Genomic DNA, 18274 nt, shown 5'->3' on the forward strand with positions numbered 1-18274 from the left:
GTTATGAAAAGGATTTTAATGCTGCTTTCCTGTGCGAGTTTGTATTTTTGTGTAGGTCTTTATTCCAATGTTTATGCAGCAACTCAGAGTGGGAAAGTGGTCAAGGTGCCACACCATAAATCAACCAACGTCATTTTAGCGGGTAAGGCAAAACGCGTGTCGCTTGGAGACCCTGAAGTGTTAGATATTGTGATGCTGCGTTCTAACGAAGTCTTTTTGATCGGCAAGCGTTTAGGGGCAACTAACTTAATGGCTTGGGATAGCCGTGGCAGATTGATTGAGTCAATCAACATTGAGGTGACTCACGATTTAAATGGCGTGAAATCGAAACTGTTCGAATTCCTACCTAATGAAACTATTGAAGTGCACAGTTCGCAAGACAAGCTGGTGTTAAGTGGCCAAGTTAGTAGCCAATCAGTGATGAACATGGCGGTCAAAATCGCCGAAACTTTCACTGCTGGTGAAGTAGCGGATGATAAAACGTCGTCTGAAGATGAAGTGGTCGACAACACTAGCGTTATCAATTTGATGTCAATTGGTGGTGCGCAACAGGTGATGCTTGAGGTGACGGTAGCAGAAGTGCAAAGAAGCTTAGTAAGACGCTTCGATTCTGATTTTCATTTCTTTAATCAAAACGGCAATTTTGGTTGGGGCGCAACCAGTGGAGGCGCAATTATCGATGATGTAGGTGGTGTCGTCGGTCCCGTCTTTAACGCACCAAACATCGATGAAACCGGCTTGCTTGCAACGTTTTTGGATGGCAATACGTTATTCACTCTCGCTTTAGATATTGCTCGCCAGAATGGTGTCGCTAAAGTACTGGCCGAGCCAAACTTAACCGCACTGAGCGGTTCTAAGGCGGAGTTCTTAGCAGGTGGGGAGTTCCCAATTCCTGTACCAGATAGAGATGGTATCGCCATCGCCTATAAAGAGTACGGTGTTGGCCTCAAGTTTGTTCCTACCATTTTATCTGATCAAAAAATCAATTTAGTGCTGTCGGTGGATGTCAGTGAAATCGCGAATTCAGGGTCTCTCACTATTGATCCTATCGAGACGAATGCGACCTACGTGATACCGCCGATTACCAAGCGCACAGCAGCTTCAACGCTTGAGCTTGCTGATGGCCAAACGATAGGTATTGCTGGTTTACTCAGTGAAAACGTACGAGACATATCCAGTAAGCTGCCAGGAGTGGGTGACATCCCAGTGTTGGGGCAACTGTTCAATAGCCAAGAGTTCGTGTCTGGTGAAACTGAGTTGGTGATTTTAGTGACGCCGAGATTGGCGCAACCAGTAGACCGAAGCAAAATTCTGTTGCCAACCGATGCATTTGTAAAACCCAATGATCTGGAATATTACCTGCTGGGTCAAAGCTCCTACATAGCAGATATGGAAGATGCATCCAAAGCATACGAACCCACTTCGGCGACCGCTATACCCGCCACAAGTGGTGGTTCGGAAGGCTCATTTGGTCATGATTTATAAGGATTTAACATGAATAGATATACTCTATTAGTTGGTGTGCTTGGTGTCATGCTAATTGGTTGCGCCAACGATAAGCCGCTTGGATACTCTGTGGCTAAATTGAAACATGAACAAACATACGATCATGAGGCCACCGCAAAAAATTTGGGTGTGGTGCCTGATGGTACTGGGGCTCGCATGCAGGCTGCTTATGATGATTACACTGGGCAATCTGCATACGACGGTAAGGCAGAGAAAGTGATGGGAAGAAACCTCGCCATACAAAATCGGAGTGGTTCAAGCCGAAATTAAGGCTGGGAGGCAGTTATGTTATGCAATACAAGTACTAGGATCGCGAGACAGTCGGGTATAACGACGATCTTGATAACCATGATACTCGCGGTCTTTTTGTTTTTTACTGCGTTGGCAGTGGATGTCAACCATGCATTGCTTAACAAAACTCGGCTGCAAAATGGTGTGGATGCAGCGGCATTAGCTGCTGCTGTAAAAGTAAGTGCTGGAGAAACCGATACGGTGGCAGAGGCAACGGCTATCTCAACGATTAGTGCGATGTTTGCTGCGGAGGGAAATACGGAAGTAGTGATACCAGCAGAATCCATCACAATCACGTTTTCTAATGACCCGCAGGATTTCTCAAGTAGTTACGACAGTAGTGGTGATACTTATGTTCGTGTTTCCGTTACCGACGTTCCCTTAACATCGTATTTTCTAGGTTACTTTGGAGTCGATAAAGAGTCCGGCGCTGCCGCGGTAGCAGGACCAAGCTCAACGCTTATTTATGCTTGCAATGTCGTGCCGATGGCGGTTTGTGCGGATACGTCCAGTGGGCCCAATGACTTTTTAGGATATAACTTCCAACAGGTCTACGAACTGAAAGTAGCGGATCAGAACTCCACAGAAATGGGGCCAGGTAACTTCCAATTACTTGATTTTGGCTCTGGTGCATCGACTGTGCGGAGTGCGTTGGCCGGTGGCTATGATCAATGTATTGATATAACGAACTCAGCACAAACCAAGCCGGGCGCATCAGTAGGTCCGGTTGGACAAGGACTAAATACTAGGTTTGGGGTCTATTCTGGTGGTGGTACGTCTCCAGAAGAGTATCCACCTGATGTGTATGTCCAAGAACCTGGTACACCCGCAACCACCGATGCTGATGGTAACGTGGTGTACGACAACTCTTTTCTATATGCCGACTACGAAGTGGGCTCTGCTGGCTGTGATGGAACGGCATCTGGGAGCTGCACCGCCGGAGAAGCGGGACGAAGAATCCTCCCTGTGCCTATGGTGGACTGTACAGGCGCTAGTGGTGGTACGGACACCTTGCCGATTACAGCGATTGGCTGCTTTTTCTTGATTCAGCAGGCACCAGATAACAATGGTGCAAAACAAGGTGTATATGGAGAGTTTTTAGAGGACTGCACGGTGACTAATGGTTCAACTGGAACCACCCCAAGTGCAGAAGGTATCTTCAAAATTCAGCTCTATAAAGATCCATTGAGCGGGGAGGCTTGATATGCGCCATTTAATTCGTAAGTCCAAGCAGAGAGGACTGGCCGCGATCGAGTTTGTCATGATGACACCGTTGCTTATTGTGTTCATGACCATATGCCTTGAGCTAGGCAATTTGCTTGTTGAATATCAAGCCCTCAACAAAGCGGTTCGTAATGGCGCTCGCTATGCCGTGACAGCCATCTACGGCACAGCGACAACAAACCAAATTGCGCCGACGACAGAGATCCAGAATGTGGTGGTATACGGTGCCAATGTGGATTCCGGAACTGCAGTTCTGGATGGGCTGACTACGGAAAATGTCTCGGTCTCCCTCAGCGATGAATTGGTGACGGTTACGGCGACGTTTGACTATGTACCGACTTTCGCAACTCTGCCTTTTTTAGGCAATGACATGAGTATTAACTTTTCAGCTTCAGCAGTAATGGAGGCTGGATTATGAATATGGCAAAAAAACAATCAGGCATGACCATCATTGAGTTTACGGTGATCGCCTGGGGCTTATTGGTGTTGGTATTTTTTGCATTTGAGGTCGGGCGCTACATGTTTTCGATGCAAATGCTAAACGAGATGACTAGAAAGGCGGCACGATTAGCAACCGTGTGTGCGATCACCGATCAGGCTGACATTCCAAGTATGCCAGAAGTGATAGAAAATCGCCCAAGCGGCTTTGCGGCAGAGAACCTTGTGATTGATTACGTCGATTCTGGAGGTAGTACAGTATCGGTGGCGGGTTTTAGTGGCCTTTCATCCGGCGCCCAAGCGGCCATCATGTCGCAAATACGCTATGTCAGTGCAGAAATTTCAGGGTTTCAGTTTCAATTTTTTCCTCTGCTTTCATTTATTGGTGATGGAGGGGCAATAGATGTACCCAGTTTTAAAACATTGCTACCAGTAGAGAGTTTAGGGATCGTTAGGCCCAATACAGGATCCACCAACGGAACGATAGAAGATTGTTAGGAGTGACAATATGGGTGAGCCAGTACCAATTAACAAGAATCTAAGTGACAGTGTCACTTATGCGCTTCGCACCAATCTCAATATATGGGTATTGTATGCAACCGATGGGTTCAAAACACACATTACTGAAGAGTTGAAGAAAAGTAAGAATACCGTGTGTGAGCCTGTATCTCTCAATTTGGTGAGTCCCGATGCATTAAGAACTTTGCATGCGCCCGACGCGATATTTGTTGAGGGGAAACTTGATTGGGCCACAAAGGTAGCAGAATTGCATGATTACGATTTGCCGTTCAAAGACTCCGATGCTTCGCTGATTGTGTTTGGTGATGATTCAGATACCGCCATGTTGAGAGTCGCACTCAGGATTGGGGCGTCGGATTTTCTATCAGAACATGCCAGTATGGGGGATTTGTTACCGATATTACAAAACATGGCAGAGCAAAAGATAGTGAATCGGGACATGGGAGAGCTGTTCATCTTTTTAAATACTAAAGGGGGAAACGGTGCGTCAACAATGGCGATTAATGTCGCACTCCAGCTTGCGGAGTCCTTTCCAAACGAAGTGCTCTTGATCGATATTGACACTCAGTTTGGGACTGTTCCAGAGTATTTGGATCTCACACCAAGATATACCATGTTTGACGCCCTAGAGGTAATGGGGGAGTTGGATGAGTCCTCCATCAATGGCATTGTAACTAAGTATCAAAAGCGCCTTCATATTCTCGGTTTTGGTAAAGGCCAAGGAGCAAATGCGGCGGAAAAAGCGGAGAAAATTCAGAAAATAGTGCCGCTGTTTAGGCAGTTCTACAAATACATCATTATCGATTTCTCGAGAGGGGTAGAGCCGACGTTTGCACCTCTGATTACCCCTGCCACCAAGTTGTTTTTGGTAGTACAACAAAACTACATGTCTTTGAAAAATGCCAGTCAGCTTAGTAAGAGCCTGAAATACGAGTATGGCCTGACAACAGAAGCCATTGAAGTCATCGTTAATCGATACTCAAGCAAACAAGCGATTACTCTGGCTGATATAGATAAAACCTTGCCAGACTATGAGATACACAACATCCCTAACGACTACAAGGTCGCAACAGAAAGTGCCAACTTGGGTAGGCCTGTCATTGATTTTAAAAAGAAAAGTGCGCTTAGCAAAGCAATCGCTAAATTGAGTGTGTCACTAGGGAAAGTTGAGACAGCGCCAAGTGGTTGGTTATCGAAGATATTTAGCTAACCAAGCCATACGGCTAACACAATGACCAAGGAGGGGTTATGTTCTTTAAAAGGAAAAACTTCAATCCAGATTTTGAGAAAAGAGCGGCCGGCATTAAAAACGATGAGGTCAGAAATGAAGTCATAGCGGAGGACATACCGAAAGAAGAGGCTTCATCTGACGTAGACGAACAAGAGCTGATCAAAACTCGTGCTGTCGAAGAGGCCAGAAGACAGTTAGAACAAGACCTGGAAGTTAAGCATTACTTTCACAAGAAACTGCTCGAAACGGTAGATTTGGGATTGTTGTCTAGTCTAGATGAAGAGACCGCGAAACGTGAACTGCACGATGCGATACAGACGTTGATGAACGATGATAATGAGCACCCGCTTAGTCATGAAGGTCGTAAACGTGTCTTAATGCAAATCGAAGACGAAGTGTTTGGTCTCGGCCCCCTTGAACCTTTGCTTAAAGATACTACTGTATCGGACATATTGGTTAATGGTCCTAAAAGTGTCTACGTGGAAAGACGAGGCAAACTTGAAAAAACCCCTTACACCTTCCTAGACGACCGCCACCTACGCAATATTATCGATCGAATAGTGAGCTTAGTTGGCCGTCGTATTGATGAGGCCTCACCAATGGTTGATGCGCGCCTTCAGGATGGCTCTCGTGTGAATGCTATTATCCCACCACTTGCGATAGATGGAGCATCGGTATCCATTCGTCGTTTCGCTGTTGATCGGTTGACGATGGATAACCTTTTGGAACTCAATTCAGTATCACCGCAGATGGCTAAGTTTATCAAAGGAGCGGTTAGAGGCGAACTTAACATCCTAATCTCAGGCGGTACAGGTTCTGGTAAAACGACCACATTGAATATTTTCTCTGGTTATATTCCGTCTAATGAACGGATCATCACTATAGAAGACTCTGCCGAGCTACAACTACAACAACCACATGTTATCCGTTTGGAGACACGTCCAGCTAACTTAGAAGGCAAAGGTGAGATCACTCAGCGTGAATTGGTAAAAAACTCGCTGCGTATGCGCCCCGACAGAATTGTTGTGGGGGAGGTTAGGGGTAGTGAGGCCGTGGACATGCTGTCAGCGATGAACACTGGTCATGATGGCTCTTTGGCAACGATTCACGCGAATTCTCCTCGTGATGCATTGAGTCGGGTAGAAAACATGTTTGCGATGGCAGGTTGGAACATTTCAACCAAAAACTTGAGAGCCCAGATTGCCTCAGCTATCCATCTTGTAGTTCAAATGGAACGGCAAGAAGACGGTAAGCGCCGTATGGTAAGCATCCAAGAGATCAACGGTATGGAAGGGGAAGTTATCACCATGTCCGAGATTTTTAAATTTAATCGTGAAGGTGTCGACAAAATGGGGAATGTGGTGGGGCATTATACTGCAACCGGCGTGGTTCCTGATTGCCATAACTCGCTGATCAAACGTGGTATCGACCTTCCATTTGAGTTGTTCAATGAGCTAAGTAGTAAAGAGGATAAGTAACATGAACTTTGATGCGACGATGTTCTTTTTGCTGCTCTTTGTTGCGGTCTTTTTGATTTCCCAAGCGTTGATTTTGCCCGCTGCGGGTCAAAGAGCGAAACACAAAGAGCTAACCAAAAGACTGGAACGAACGAAAAGCGAACTGGATGCGGAGAGCGTTAGTTTACTCAAAGAGCACTATCACAAGCAGTTGTCTCCTCTCGACAGGAAGTTGGTTGCGATCCCATATTTTGCCAACTTACAAAAGATGACAGAGTTAGCGGGTTTTCGCGTTGGGCTCGGGGACATCGTAATGAGAACGCTTTTGGGTTGTCTCGCACTCATCATTGTCGTTCCTGTTTTAAATAAACCGTGGTACTTCGGCGTGATTGGCGCTGTATTTTTAGTGATTGGCGTGGTGTTTTTTGTTAACTGGAAGATAACTCAGCGTTTGATTAAATTCGAAGAACAGTTACCAGAGGCCCTAGATATCATGCGGCGTATGCTTCAAGCAGGTCAGCCACTTGCGCAAACCTTTAAAGAAGTTGGGGAAGAGCTACCAGCCCCTGCAGGGGAGGAGTTCAAAAACACGTTTAACCTGCTGAGCTTTGGTTACGACATTAAAATCTCCATACTAAATATGGCAGACCGGGTACCGACTGTCTCTATGCTGGCATTTTCTTCGGCTGTGCTCCTACAAAAAGACACAGGTGGTAACTTGGCAGAAAATCTGCAAAAGGTTTCAGAGGTGCTCCGTGCACGTTTTAAATTGTCTCGTAAGATACGCACGCTGTCTGCAGAAAGCCGCATGTCTGCGTGGATATTGGTGCTTTCGCCGTTCGCACTATTTATGGGGTTGATGGCGGTGAATGCAGAGTTAGTCGAACCGCTCTATACCGACCCGAGAGGCTTAAAAGTCATTGCTGGTGGTGTAGTGAGTTTGATGCTGGGTGCCTTATGGATGAGAAAGATCATAAACATCGAGGTGTAGCATGGAAGCGATATTACAACAGGTAGACAACCTTAACATCGCCCGAGAATGGTTTTTGCTCGGCGGAGTATTACTTGCTGTGACGTTAGCAGTATTTACCTTAGGTTTCGTAATGTTTGGTGTTAAGTCTGGGGTAGAGCGTCGAGTGGAGAATTTGGCTGAGCCTGAGATGAAAAGGCAGTCGAGTCGAGTTCGGGATACTTTAGAGTCTTTATCTCCTTTGTATGTTCCAGGTAACTCGAAGGAAAAGGAAAGCATACGACATCAACTGATGCATGCAGGCTTGCATGAAAAAAGTGCGCTTGGAAATTTCTACGCGATTAAAATCTTTTCGTTTGTCATTGGCGTTGTACTAGCAGGGAGCTTTTACTTAACACTGGGTGACTTTAGCCAGCTTAACTTGATTATTGCGATAAGCGTACTTGGCGGATTGTTTCTTCCTAATATGGTCCTCGACAGAATGGTTAAAAAGAGACAGCGAAAAATCCGCGCAGGTGTACCTGATGCGCTTGATTTGCTGGTTGTTTGTACCGAGTCTGGTTTGGGCTTTATGGCGGCAATGAAGCGCGTGGCCAACGAAACCTATATTGCACACCCAGAATTAGCGGATGAATTAGAAACGGTGTGTATAAAAGTAAAGGCCGGTGTGGAACTGCCTCAGGCATTCAATGATCTGGTGGTGAGAACGGGTTTGTACGAACTGGGGGGCTTGGTGAGCATGTTGTCTCATGCCTCAAGAATAGGTGGTAGCTTGTCAGCGACACTTCGTGACTATACTGAAGATTATCGAGACAAACGAAATCAGGCTGCGGAGGAGCTAGCGGCCAAGATCCCAACAAAAATGATGTTCCCAATGGTGTTATTTATTTGGCCTTGTTTCTTTATTGTTGCTGTTGGCCCTGCCGTCCTTAATATTATTAAAGCTTTCGAGTAAGGATACGTTATGAAAGGATTTAAGATACTGTCGTTAGTGGTGGTCGTTTTGGGGCTTCAGGCCTGTGCAAGTGGCTCAAAAGAGCCAACGTACGACACGTCACTCTATTCAGGTCGTCCGATTGAGACATTGACGCAAGACCCGCCTCCAGAAACAGAGGTTGAGGCGATACAGCGCGGTGATGCAGCACTTGCATCTGATAACGTCGATTTGGCATTGTACGAATACATTCGCTCGCTTTCGTTTGGTACAGAGACCTATAAGGATCAAACGCTTTTTACCATCGGCCAGATCCATCTCTCTAGGGGCAATAATGACCTTGCCGAGCAAGCCTTCTTGCTATCGGTAAAAGATAACCCAGATCATGTGATGGCGCACCAGCAACTGGGTAATTTGTATGCCCGAACTGGACGAGTAGAAGAAGCTGAGAGCTACTTCTTGAGGGCGGTCAATGCCGATCAGGTACGCCAGAGTTCCACTAACACAATAGATTTTGATGCCGTAACTAAAACCAAAGTAGACAGTCTTCTGGTGGATAGCCAGTCACCTTCTTTGGCATTTATGGGGCTAGGCATTCTCGCGGACGTGGACAATGACTATGAAGTAGCAAGAGCGCTATACGAAAAAGCGTATCAAATATCCCCTAGCTCGACCAAGATATTGATTAACCAAGGTTATTCTTTCTATATGTCTGGTGACTACAGTAAAGCCCAGTCATATACTCAAAAAGCGTTAAAACGTGAACCGGAAAATGAGAAAGCGCAAAATAATATGGCGTTAATTTACCTGGCTCAAGGCTATGAGAACCGAGCCCTGAATATGTTTAGCCGCCACCTTGAAAAACCAGAGGCGTTAAATAACGTCGGCTATTTCTTGATGCTTAAAGGGAAACCAGAACGTGCCATTCCATACTTTCAGCAGGCGATAGATGCTAAGCCCTCATACTATGAGTTAGCCAACGAAAACCTTGAACGTGCTCTTGCGGAAGTGCGCAATAAAGAGGTGATCATTTCCAACAACTAGTCTTACTCGCGTTAAAAGTAACTCGTAGCAGCAAAGTGGTGTGCCCAAGGATGGGCGCCTGCTTTTTTCCGATACTACTCCTTTTAAAGTGTTCGCATGTTGAACGCATTAACACTGACTAACCTTGTTGTTGCTAATTGGGCTTACAGACATTAATTACTATGTTTCCTATTTTCATTTTTGTTTTTGCTTATCTATTTAAAGTCTTTAGCTTAGGCAGTGCTTTATATATTGATGATCACGAGAGTTTTATTCGGTTAGCGCTTAATGACGGTGTTCTTGTGTTGGCATCGGTGATCTTTTATCTAGTTTTTAACCATAGGTCATGGCCCTTTAACTGGATCTCCCGTTCGATATTCTTTATTGTTTTTGTACTTTATGTGATTGATTGCTATGTCATATCAGCGTTTCAGACTCGGCTTTATTATAGTGATGTCATAAAGTATGGGGCACAGGTCCATTTGGCGATGGCGGGTACCGGATGGTCTTATTATGCAATTATATTGTTGGCGCTGTACCTAGTTGTTAAATGCGCAACAGCTAAGGCTGTCTACATTACTAAAAAGACGTCATTGACATTGACGGCCATCGCTATAGGCCTTTTATTAGCCTCTCAGGTCACTCCAAAATCAGTTAGGCATGTTTTTTATACCAACTTTGTAGAGGTCAACTTTAACAAATTAGCCTTTGGCAACTACACAGAGTCCTTCGCTCGGAATATGTCTTATGTGCCTCAAGTGCACTGTGAACTTATTCCACCAATCGAGCCTGAAAAAGTCGTCGTTATTTTGGTGGAGTCTTGGTCAAATTATCATAGTGAATACTTTGGAAGCGGACATGGATGGACGCCAAACCTTGATCGACTTGCACAAAACAATATTGCGTTGACTAACTTTTATGCGAATGGCTTTTCGACTGAAGATGGTTTGTATGCCTTGTTTGTTGGGGAGCCATTACTTGCCGACTCTCCAATAGGAAAGCTCGACGGAACCAATGATTTGTCCAAGATCCACTATTCACATTCATTGATCGAAGAGGTAAACGCTTTGGGCTATCAGACGCATTTTTATACGTCGGGCAGCTTGGACTTCGCAGGGAAAGGGCAGTGGTTGGAAGATATCGGCTTTCAGAGACTTTTGGGTGAGAATGATTTTTCAAACGAGCATAGACGCTACTTGTTTGAATCCGTGAGGGACGACATTCTATTTGAGCGCGCTTATGACGAAATCTCGCAGCTCTCGGGTAAGCACTTTGTCGTGATTGAAAATGTTACGACTCACTCTCCTTATGCGGTACCTTCAAATGATGATGTCGTGTTTTCTGAAAAACTTGCCTTCGAGTATTCGGATAAAATCATTGCCGATTTTGTTCATAAGATAGCGAAAGAAAATTGGATGGTAGTCGTAGTGAGCGATCACCGTGCAATGTCTGCCGTTACTGAACGCGAATTAAATAACGACGGAGCAATGGCCGTGGCGAAAGTGCCTGCATTTGTCGTGTGGGATAATGTTAGGGCAAATATATCGGCTACATTACAACAAACAGACCTCATTACTTCTACTGTTAATGGAATTAAAGGTAAGTCCTGTTATGGCGATACTCTGGGTAGCTATCTTCCTTTGGAGCATCCAGAGCCAGCGGGATGCGCCACACATCGACGTGGTGATGATCGTTCGGTGGTGAGTTTACGCTGTGACAGAGAAAATTTAGAAGTGATTCTGGATGGTGATGATACCCGAGTGAAAGGCGAAAGTTCGTCTCAAATAGCGGTTGATATCGTCAATTTTTATAAGCTTAAACAAACAAGTCATTAACAATATCGCGAGCTTGATTTAGAACCAAGCTCGCTTAGAGCATTTAAAGAAACTTATTCCCCAAACGCTACGATAGTGTCTTGATTACCCGTTACTGTTACATCACTCTTAGCTTCGTAAATCGCGAAGCCAGCCGCTACTGGATCAGAGTCTTCTTCACCATCATCATGCTGAGCTGTACAAGTGTACCCAAGGTTGTAGCTACCTGGGTCTAGGAAACCAAATGAGAATTCGTAGACTTGCTGCGTTTCATTATAACTAACGCTCGCAGAGGTCAGAGGTTTAACGGTATCGGTTCCTCCAATAGGCGCCATGTTTTCTTGTGTAGTACCGCTTTCATACAAATACACAGCTTGCGCTGCATTGGCATCTGCTGGATCGTTACAAGCGTTGAACGTCGCAGTTGCTACTGTGCCTTCGATATTGCCAGTCACAGCGGTATTAATCAGAGTGACCGAGGTACGTTGAATGCTGTAATCTGGGAACGTTGAGGTATTTTTTAGGCCTCGTCGTAGGTCAAACTCTACTGCAAAGTCGTTGTTTTGCGGATTTACCGCAAACGAATTATTAAAGTACAGCACACCCGTGTTGTCTATTTTGCCTACGCCTTGTGGGCAAGCGCCATCCCCTTTTACTGACAGCTCGCGTTTGGTATTGTCGTCTTCAATAACGTAGGAAGGGTGGGTCGGATGATCACCATCGTTAGCGAACACGCACAGTTTATAGTTACCTACAGTCACGACTTCATCTTTAATCAGCGGCATGACCTTACTACCTTGATAGTCGAGCAGGTTGACGCTCAGTGGTACTGGGTCTTCCCCGTCAGGAATGGGGTCACCATTCTCATCAACAGGGTTGCCTTCATCGTCCGTTAAGTACACGTCATAGACGATTGGTGAGCCACTATCTTGCGGCAATAGCGCAACGGTGCCGAAGGTCACCACGACCTCTTTGACTTCATCCACAGGAGCGTCTGTAACGCTAAGCGTAACAGGCGTCGTTGCTGCTGGAGAACTTGAATCTCCGCCACACCCAACAAGAGCAAGTGATACTACGCTTGCAATAGCGGTAAGCTTTAAATAATTCATAACTCATTCCTTATTTACACTGCGAGCAAAACACCAAGACTAATCATCGTCTTTGTCGCGGTTTTTGCCTTTGTTATTTTTGTTTCTATCGTGCCCTTTACCAGGGTTGTCGTCGCCATGAATGCTTCGGTTTTCTCCCTTACCTTTATTGCCTCCTTTCGAGCGCTCATCACAATCTTCGGAACGCAATGTCATCACGTCTCCTTCGATTTGTCGGCAATCATCACTAATTTCCATGCGATCGCCTTTGATTGTGATATCTGCTTGTGCAGCAGAAAGGGGGATTAAAGCTCCAAGAGCCAATGAGACGAGTACTTTCATTACTAACCTACCTTTGCAAGTTTAGGGACACGTCAAGCGTGTACAGGTTAGTTAAGTTTAGTAAGGATATGTCAGAACTATTCCATATTGGGAAAGCATTCTGTCAGCGTATAGCAGAAGTGAGACACGCTACCAAAAGAGGCTCGGAGCCTTATGGGAGAAGGTGTATAGAAAAGCCAGCGATGTTCGCTGGCTTGTGAAGTTTAGCTAAACCATTTTAGTTTATCGTGCAGTTGAGTCACACTGCCTACCACAATAAGCGCAGGACTTTGTGCTTCGCTGGCCATGTGTGGAAGCGTGTTCAGTGATCCCTGAAAAACACGCTGCTCTTTACGTGTGCCATTTTCGATGACCGCACAGGGTGTATTTTCATCTAGACCATGAGTGATCAGTTTATCGGTGATGCGTCCACTTTGTTTTAGACCCATATAGAACACGAGCGTGTTGTTAGACTGAGCAAGTGAGCCCCATTCGATTTCACGGCCATCTTTTTGCACATGGCCGGTAATAAACTGCACGCTTTGTGCGTGGTCACGGTGGGTCAGGGGAATGCCTGCATAGGCTGTTGCTCCAGCAGCTGCGGTGATACCCGGAACCACTTCGAAGTTGATGCCGTTTTCGGCCAGCGTTTCTAGCTCTTCACCGCCACGGCCAAAGATAAATGAATCGCCACCTTTAAGGCGGACGACTTTGTGGCCTTCTTTGGCCTTTTCTACCAAGATCTGGTTGATCTGTTCTTGCGGTACACAGTGATAGTCGAGCTTCTTACCCACGTAAATCATCTCTGCATCGGGTTTTGCCAGCGAAAGGATATCTCTGGATACGAGCCTATCGAAAACGACTACATCCGCAGACTGAATCACGCGATATCCTTTCACTGTCAAAAGATCAGGGTCTCCAGGCCCCGCACCGACCAATGAAACAAAGCCGGCATTTAAAGATGTGTGATTGGTGGTCATAAGCTACGCCTATCAAATCAAAATTTGGGTATAAAGAGTAATACTCGGCAGTACGACTTTTTATAACCAAAGAGGTATATGGCCTCACCCGGTGGGTGAGGCCATATCGATATTACTTCGCGCTTAGAGCTGCTTCAGCTTGCACGTGTTCTTCTGTTTCAGCAGAGATTGAAGGTGCAGTTTTAGCGTGAGTTAGGTAAAGCGGGATACAAGTCATGATTAGACCGCCAACGATGTTACCTAGGATGGTAGGGATAAGGTTGAAGTTCAACCAAGTCGCGATACCAAAATCAGCACCTAGAATCATGCCTAGTGGGAATAGGAACATGTTTACTACTGTGTGCTCAAATACTAGTGCGAAGAAGATGAAGATTGGGAACCACATCATCGCGACACGACCTGCCACAGTGCGTGCTGTCATGTTACCGATTACGCCTAGACAAACCATTAGGTTACAGAAGATGCCGCGAACGAAACAGGTGATCCATCCGTCCATACCCATGTTCTCAAAACCAAGGCTACGAGCCGTAGAAACCGCGATGAACTTCTTCGCTACTGCGTTTAGCTCAAGAGAGAAGTTACCTGTTAGTGATACAGCCACAAGGTAAGCAACAATCAATGAACCGATAAGGTTACCAAGGCCCACTAGACCCCAGCAGCGCATGATACGACCCCAAGTGATACCCGGGCGGTTTTCAAATTTGGCTAAAGGTGCAAGACCGAAAACACCGGTTACAAGGTCATAACCCATTACGCTAAGAATAACGAAGCCAACAGGGAACACGAGTGCGCCCACAACGCCCATGCCTGTTTGAACGATGGTCGTGATAGCAACAACTACCGCTAACGACAGAATGATACCAGCCATTGTGCCGCGCAAAAGTAGATCGCGTGTGCTGGTTTTGGTCTTCGCTTCACCAACGTCGATCATAGTTTGAACGAATTGTGCAGGTTTAAAATCAGTAGACATCATGTCTCTCCAACAAAGTGTAAAAATAAAAAGTTAAGATTGAATAGTGATAGGGGCTAGGGTGGCTAACCCCTATAGGCTATTCATTCTCTTTGAGTATTTGCGTCATCGAATCAACCATCGTCACCCTCTTTACTTCCGTCATCCCCTTGAAAAAGGGGATCTTCTACAGCGAGTCACTCGCTTCATGAGATCCTCGTTTTTACGAGGATGACGGGTTTTGCAGAGCCTATACTAGCGACCAAGGCCAAAGTGCGATGGCAATGACGGCAAATACTTTATGCAGAAATCTCTACAGCACCCTTAGTCACGCGAGCTTTGAAAGCCTTTACGTTAAAGCGCTCGTCTTCCATACATGCGCCAGTCGTTAGGTTAAAGCGCTGCTTCTTAAGCGGGCTTGCAACCCAAAGCTCACCTTGGTGTTCAACAATCAAACCACGTGATAGCACGTTAGATTGATAGAACGGGTCCATGTTGCTGATAGCGCGAACTTCTTCTGCCGCACTTGGGCGGAATACCGCGACTTGCTGACCGTCAATCAATGCACAAACACCGGTGCCTGGGACGATATCTTGGATGTCACATACTTTTTGAAATGCCATGATTACTTCTCCAGCTCAACGTGTAGGATGTCGCCTTTCGCTTCAGGGTGTTTCTCAGTGAATGTCGCTGGACGGTGCTGGTCACGCTCTTGAACGAAAACCACATTGTCATCACGCAGGTCACTGTTAATGAAGTGAGCAAAGCGCGTAAGCTGAGATTCGTCTTCAATCGTGTTCTTCCACTCACAGCTGTAATCGCCCACGAGACGCTGTACGTCAGCTTCAAGTTGCTCGTTGATACCAAGTTTGTCTTCAACGATAACTTCACGTAGGTAGTCCACACCACCTTCCATGTTTTCCATCCAAACTGAGGTGCGTTGTAGTGGCGCAGCCGTACGGATATAGAACATCATGAAGCGGTCGATGTATTGAATTAGCGTTGCTTCGTCTAGATCAGAAGCGAGTAGGTCTGCGTGACGAGGTTTCATACCGCCGTTACCACACACGTACATGTTCCAACCTGCGTCAGTTGCGATGATGCCAAGATCTTTACCTTGTGCTTCCGCACACTCACGAGTACAGCCAGACACACCAAACTTCATCTTATGAGGAGTTCGGATACCTTTGTAGCGGTTCTCGATGCGAGAGCCTAGACCAACAGAGTCTTGAACGCCGTAACGACACCAAGTAGAGCCTACACACGTTTTCGCCATACGTAGCGCTTTCGCGTACGCTTGACCTGTCTCGTAACCTGCTTCAATCAGCTTCTTCCAGATAGCTGGAAGGTCGTCTTTTTGCGCGCCGAATAGACCGATACGTTGTGCACCCGTCACCTTAGTGTAAAGGTTGTATTCTGCAGCCACTTCAGCCAGTACTTTTAGCGCTTGTGGTGTGACTTCACCGCCAGCCATGCGTGGGATAACAGAGTAAGTACCGTCTTTTTGGATGTTACCTAGGAAGTTATCGTTGGTATCGTGTAGCTTCACTAGCTCAGGCTTAAGGATGTGGTCACCCCAGCAAGACGCGAGGATAGAGCCTGCTAGTGGCTTACATACTTCACAGCCGTAGCCTGTACCGTGTTTCTCAAGCAGCTCTTCGAACGTCTTGATCTCACCGATACGTACTAGATGGAACAGCTCTTGACGAGAGTAAGCAAAGTGCTCACATACATCGTTTTTAACTTCGATACCAGACTTAGCAAGTTCAGCATTCAGAACTGACGTCACAAGAGGGATACAACCACCACAGCCAGTGCCTGCACCAGTGACCGCTTTAATGTCGCCAATGGTGTGGTGACCCTGAGCAACCGCCTCTGCAATCTTGCCTTTTGTTACGTCAAAGCAAGAACAGATAACCGCTGACTCAGGAAGCGAATCTGCACCTAGTGTTGGCTTTTCAGCACCAGCGTGTGCTGGAAGAATAAGTGCATCTGGGTGCTCTGGTAGGTCGATTTCGTTCAGCATTAGCTGAAGTAGGTCGCCGTAGTCGGACGTGTCGCCAACCATTACTGCACCAAGAAGCTTCTTGTTATCCTCAGAAACGATAAGACGCTTATACACTTCTTGCTCTTCGTTTTGGTAAACGTAGCTCTTACAGCCAGGAGTGCGACCGTTAGCGTCACCAATTGAGCCTACTTTCACGCCAAGAAGCTTAAGCTTCGCTGACATGTCCGCACCTTCGAACTTGCTGTCGTTACCAACGATGTGGTCAACCGCAACCGTCGCCATCTTGTAGCCTGGAGCCACCAGACCGTAGAACATTTCGTTCCAAGACGCACACTCACCAATGGCGTAGATGTTCTCATCTGACGTTTGGCAGAAGTCGTTGATAGCAATACCGCCACGAGGTGCGATATCTAGCTTCATTTCGCGAGCCAGTTTGTCTTGCGGGCGGATACCTGCAGAGAACACGATGAAGTCAGTCTCTAGCTCAGTACCGTCAGCAAAGCGCATCACGTTACGTGCTGTTTTGCCTTCAGGCGCAATTTCTAGCGTGTTCTTGCTGGTGTGAACGTTCACGCCCATGCTTTCAATTTTTGAACGGAGCTGGTTACCGCCAGCTTGGTCGAGCTGCTCAGCCATTAGCTTTGGTGCGAACTCAACCACGTGAGTTTCTACACCTAGTGCTTTTAGTGCACCAGCGGCTTCAAGACCTAGTAGACCACCACCGATAACAACGCCGCTTTTACTTTTCTTAGCGGTTGCTTCGATAGCTTTCAGATCTTCGATCGTACGGTAAACAAAGCAGTCTTTGCTTTCGTGGCCTTTGATAGGTGGTACAAATGGGAAGGAGCCAGTAGCGAGGATGAGTTTGTCGTATTTGATTTCACGACCAGTGCTGGAGTAAACGATGTGGTTTTCACGGTTGATATTGATAGCGCGCTCGCCAATTAAGACGTTAATGCCGTGCTTTTGGTAAAAACCTTCTTTGACGAGAGAAAGCTCGTCAGCGGTGTGGTGTGAAAAATAAGAGGAAAGGTGTACACGGTCGTACGCAACGCGGGGTTCTTCGCAGAAGACAGTCACTTCATAGTCGGCCATATCTGCCTTCTCGACTAAGTCCTCGAGATAGCGATGACCAACCATGCCGTTTCCTACGACGACAAGCTTCATCTTGCTCATGATTATACCTAAGTGTTAGTTCTTCAAGTCTGCCTGCATTGTTATTTGTGAAAGCAAATTAATACATGATGTAAATCAATTACGGAATTAAACTACCCTAAAGGGGTAGGTCAGCTGAGCAAGTAATCGACAGTGGCATAGAAGTGAGCTCAAACTATACGGAGTTTAGATAAGGGAGGTCAGGTAGGGCCGAAGTGATATATACGCGTTGTCACATACGGGTTCTTTAATTACACATCATGTAACTTACCTACATAATCCATACATATTCTGTGGTTTATAAGAAAAAGCGATTTATATATAGAATTATGTTCTATAAACCTTCGTTCAAATATCCTAGGTTAC

Annotated in this window: 17 protein-coding genes; 11 read left to right on the forward strand and 6 right to left on the reverse strand. The window is 46.1% G+C overall.

The genetic code is table 11. The features are described from left to right. The first annotated feature begins 3 nt into the window (after positions 1–3). The 11 genes from AAA946_RS07360 to AAA946_RS07410 all read left to right on the forward strand — a co-directional run bounded on the left by AAA946_RS07360 (position 4) and on the right by AAA946_RS07410 (position 11428). Positions 4–1485, forward strand: coding sequence for a type II and III secretion system protein family protein (locus tag AAA946_RS07360; RefSeq protein WP_338164274.1), 1482 nt, complete (start codon positions 4–6; stop codon positions 1483–1485). A gap of 9 nt (positions 1486–1494) precedes the next feature. Continuing rightward, positions 1495–1776 (forward strand): hypothetical protein, encoded by a 282-nt coding sequence (locus AAA946_RS07365; RefSeq protein ID WP_445206064.1) that lies wholly within the window; start codon positions 1495–1497, stop codon positions 1774–1776. A gap of 15 nt (positions 1777–1791) precedes the next feature. Further along, positions 1792–3000, forward strand: a complete 1209-nt coding sequence (locus AAA946_RS07370; protein WP_338164275.1) for a pilus assembly protein TadG-related protein — start codon at positions 1792–1794, stop codon at positions 2998–3000. A gap of 1 nt (position 3001) precedes the next feature. Next, positions 3002–3439, forward strand: a complete 438-nt coding sequence (locus AAA946_RS07375; RefSeq protein ID WP_338164276.1) for a TadE/TadG family type IV pilus assembly protein — start codon at positions 3002–3004, stop codon at positions 3437–3439. Further along, complete coding sequence (locus AAA946_RS07380; protein ID WP_338164277.1) at positions 3436–3957, forward strand: TadE family protein; 522 nt, start codon at positions 3436–3438, stop codon at positions 3955–3957. Before AAA946_RS07375 ends, AAA946_RS07380 begins: the two co-directional genes overlap by 4 nt. Positions 3958–3967: 10 nt before the next feature. Further along, the gene (locus AAA946_RS07385) at positions 3968–5188 is read left to right on the forward strand and encodes an AAA family ATPase (RefSeq protein ID WP_338164278.1); all 1221 of its coding nucleotides are present in this window, start codon (positions 3968–3970) and stop codon (positions 5186–5188) included. A 38-nt stretch (positions 5189–5226) separates the two neighbouring features. Further along, positions 5227–6687, forward strand: coding sequence for a CpaF family protein (locus AAA946_RS07390; RefSeq protein WP_338164279.1), 1461 nt, complete (start codon positions 5227–5229; stop codon positions 6685–6687). Between the two features lies 1 nt (position 6688). Next, positions 6689–7657, forward strand: coding sequence for a type II secretion system F family protein (locus tag AAA946_RS07395; RefSeq protein ID WP_338164280.1), 969 nt, complete (start codon positions 6689–6691; stop codon positions 7655–7657). 1 nt (position 7658) lies between these two features. Then, positions 7659–8591, forward strand: coding sequence for a type II secretion system F family protein (locus AAA946_RS07400; RefSeq protein WP_338164281.1), 933 nt, complete (start codon positions 7659–7661; stop codon positions 8589–8591). Between the two features lie 9 nt (positions 8592–8600). Then, a complete protein-coding gene (locus AAA946_RS07405; protein ID WP_338164282.1) occupies positions 8601–9614 on the forward strand; it encodes a tetratricopeptide repeat protein in 1014 nt (337 codons plus the stop codon). 161 nt (positions 9615–9775) lie between these two features. Further along, positions 9776–11428, forward strand: coding sequence for an LTA synthase family protein (locus tag AAA946_RS07410; RefSeq protein ID WP_338164283.1), 1653 nt, complete (start codon positions 9776–9778; stop codon positions 11426–11428). 53 nt (positions 11429–11481) lie between these two features. On the opposite strand, the gene AAA946_RS07415 is transcribed toward AAA946_RS07410, so the two are convergent. The 6 genes from AAA946_RS07415 to nirB all read right to left on the reverse strand — a co-directional run bounded on the left by AAA946_RS07415 (position 11482) and on the right by nirB (position 17929). Then, the gene (locus AAA946_RS07415) at positions 11482–12516 is read right to left on the reverse strand and encodes a DUF4382 domain-containing protein (RefSeq protein ID WP_338164284.1); all 1035 of its coding nucleotides are present in this window, start codon (positions 12514–12516) and stop codon (positions 11482–11484) included. 39 nt (positions 12517–12555) lie between these two features. Continuing rightward, the gene (locus AAA946_RS07420) at positions 12556–12837 is read right to left on the reverse strand and encodes a CG2 omega domain protein (RefSeq protein WP_338164285.1); all 282 of its coding nucleotides are present in this window, start codon (positions 12835–12837) and stop codon (positions 12556–12558) included. A 203-nt stretch (positions 12838–13040) separates the two neighbouring features. Continuing rightward, complete coding sequence (gene cobA / locus AAA946_RS07425; protein WP_338164286.1) at positions 13041–13796, reverse strand: uroporphyrinogen-III C-methyltransferase; 756 nt, start codon at positions 13794–13796, stop codon at positions 13041–13043. 112 nt (positions 13797–13908) lie between these two features. Continuing rightward, positions 13909–14766, reverse strand: coding sequence for a formate/nitrite transporter family protein (locus AAA946_RS07430; protein ID WP_338165792.1), 858 nt, complete (start codon positions 14764–14766; stop codon positions 13909–13911). Between the two features lie 278 nt (positions 14767–15044). Further along, positions 15045–15368, reverse strand: a complete 324-nt coding sequence (gene nirD / locus AAA946_RS07435; RefSeq protein ID WP_338164287.1) for a nitrite reductase small subunit NirD — start codon at positions 15366–15368, stop codon at positions 15045–15047. A gap of 2 nt (positions 15369–15370) precedes the next feature. Further along, the gene (gene nirB / locus AAA946_RS07440; protein ID WP_338164288.1) at positions 15371–17929 is read right to left on the reverse strand and encodes a nitrite reductase large subunit NirB; all 2559 of its coding nucleotides are present in this window, start codon (positions 17927–17929) and stop codon (positions 15371–15373) included. Positions 17930–18274: the final 345 nt, after the last annotated feature.

Source organism: Vibrio sp. 10N, assembly GCF_036245475.1.
Classification (GTDB): Bacteria; Pseudomonadota; Gammaproteobacteria; order Enterobacterales; family Vibrionaceae; genus Vibrio.

Bases quoted from the DNA above. Each gene is read 5' to 3' on its own strand.
- AAA946_RS07360 (WP_338164274.1), top strand. From the start codon at position 4: ATGAAAAGGATTTTAATGCTGCTTTCCTGTGCGAGTTTGTATTTTTGT.
- AAA946_RS07365 (WP_445206064.1), top strand. From the start codon at position 1,495: ATGAATAGATATACTCTATTAGTTGGTGTGCTTGGTGTCATGCTAATT.
- AAA946_RS07370 (WP_338164275.1), top strand. From the start codon at position 1,792: ATGTTATGCAATACAAGTACTAGGATCGCGAGACAGTCGGGTATAACG.
- AAA946_RS07375 (WP_338164276.1), top strand. From the start codon at position 3,002: ATGCGCCATTTAATTCGTAAGTCCAAGCAGAGAGGACTGGCCGCGATC.
- AAA946_RS07380 (WP_338164277.1), top strand. From the start codon at position 3,436: ATGAATATGGCAAAAAAACAATCAGGCATGACCATCATTGAGTTTACG.
- AAA946_RS07385 (WP_338164278.1), top strand. From the start codon at position 3,968: ATGGGTGAGCCAGTACCAATTAACAAGAATCTAAGTGACAGTGTCACT.
- AAA946_RS07390 (WP_338164279.1), top strand. From the start codon at position 5,227: ATGTTCTTTAAAAGGAAAAACTTCAATCCAGATTTTGAGAAAAGAGCG.
- AAA946_RS07395 (WP_338164280.1), top strand. From the start codon at position 6,689: ATGAACTTTGATGCGACGATGTTCTTTTTGCTGCTCTTTGTTGCGGTC.
- AAA946_RS07400 (WP_338164281.1), top strand. From the start codon at position 7,659: ATGGAAGCGATATTACAACAGGTAGACAACCTTAACATCGCCCGAGAA.
- AAA946_RS07405 (WP_338164282.1), top strand. From the start codon at position 8,601: ATGAAAGGATTTAAGATACTGTCGTTAGTGGTGGTCGTTTTGGGGCTT.
- AAA946_RS07410 (WP_338164283.1), top strand. From the start codon at position 9,776: ATGTTTCCTATTTTCATTTTTGTTTTTGCTTATCTATTTAAAGTCTTT.
- AAA946_RS07415 (WP_338164284.1), bottom strand. From the start codon at position 12,516: ATGAATTATTTAAAGCTTACCGCTATTGCAAGCGTAGTATCACTTGCT.
- AAA946_RS07420 (WP_338164285.1), bottom strand. From the start codon at position 12,837: ATGAAAGTACTCGTCTCATTGGCTCTTGGAGCTTTAATCCCCCTTTCT.
- cobA (WP_338164286.1), bottom strand. From the start codon at position 13,796: ATGACCACCAATCACACATCTTTAAATGCCGGCTTTGTTTCATTGGTC.
- AAA946_RS07430 (WP_338165792.1), bottom strand. From the start codon at position 14,766: ATGTCTACTGATTTTAAACCTGCACAATTCGTTCAAACTATGATCGAC.
- nirD (WP_338164287.1), bottom strand. From the start codon at position 15,368: ATGGCATTTCAAAAAGTATGTGACATCCAAGATATCGTCCCAGGCACC.
- nirB (WP_338164288.1), bottom strand. From the start codon at position 17,929: ATGAGCAAGATGAAGCTTGTCGTCGTAGGAAACGGCATGGTTGGTCAT.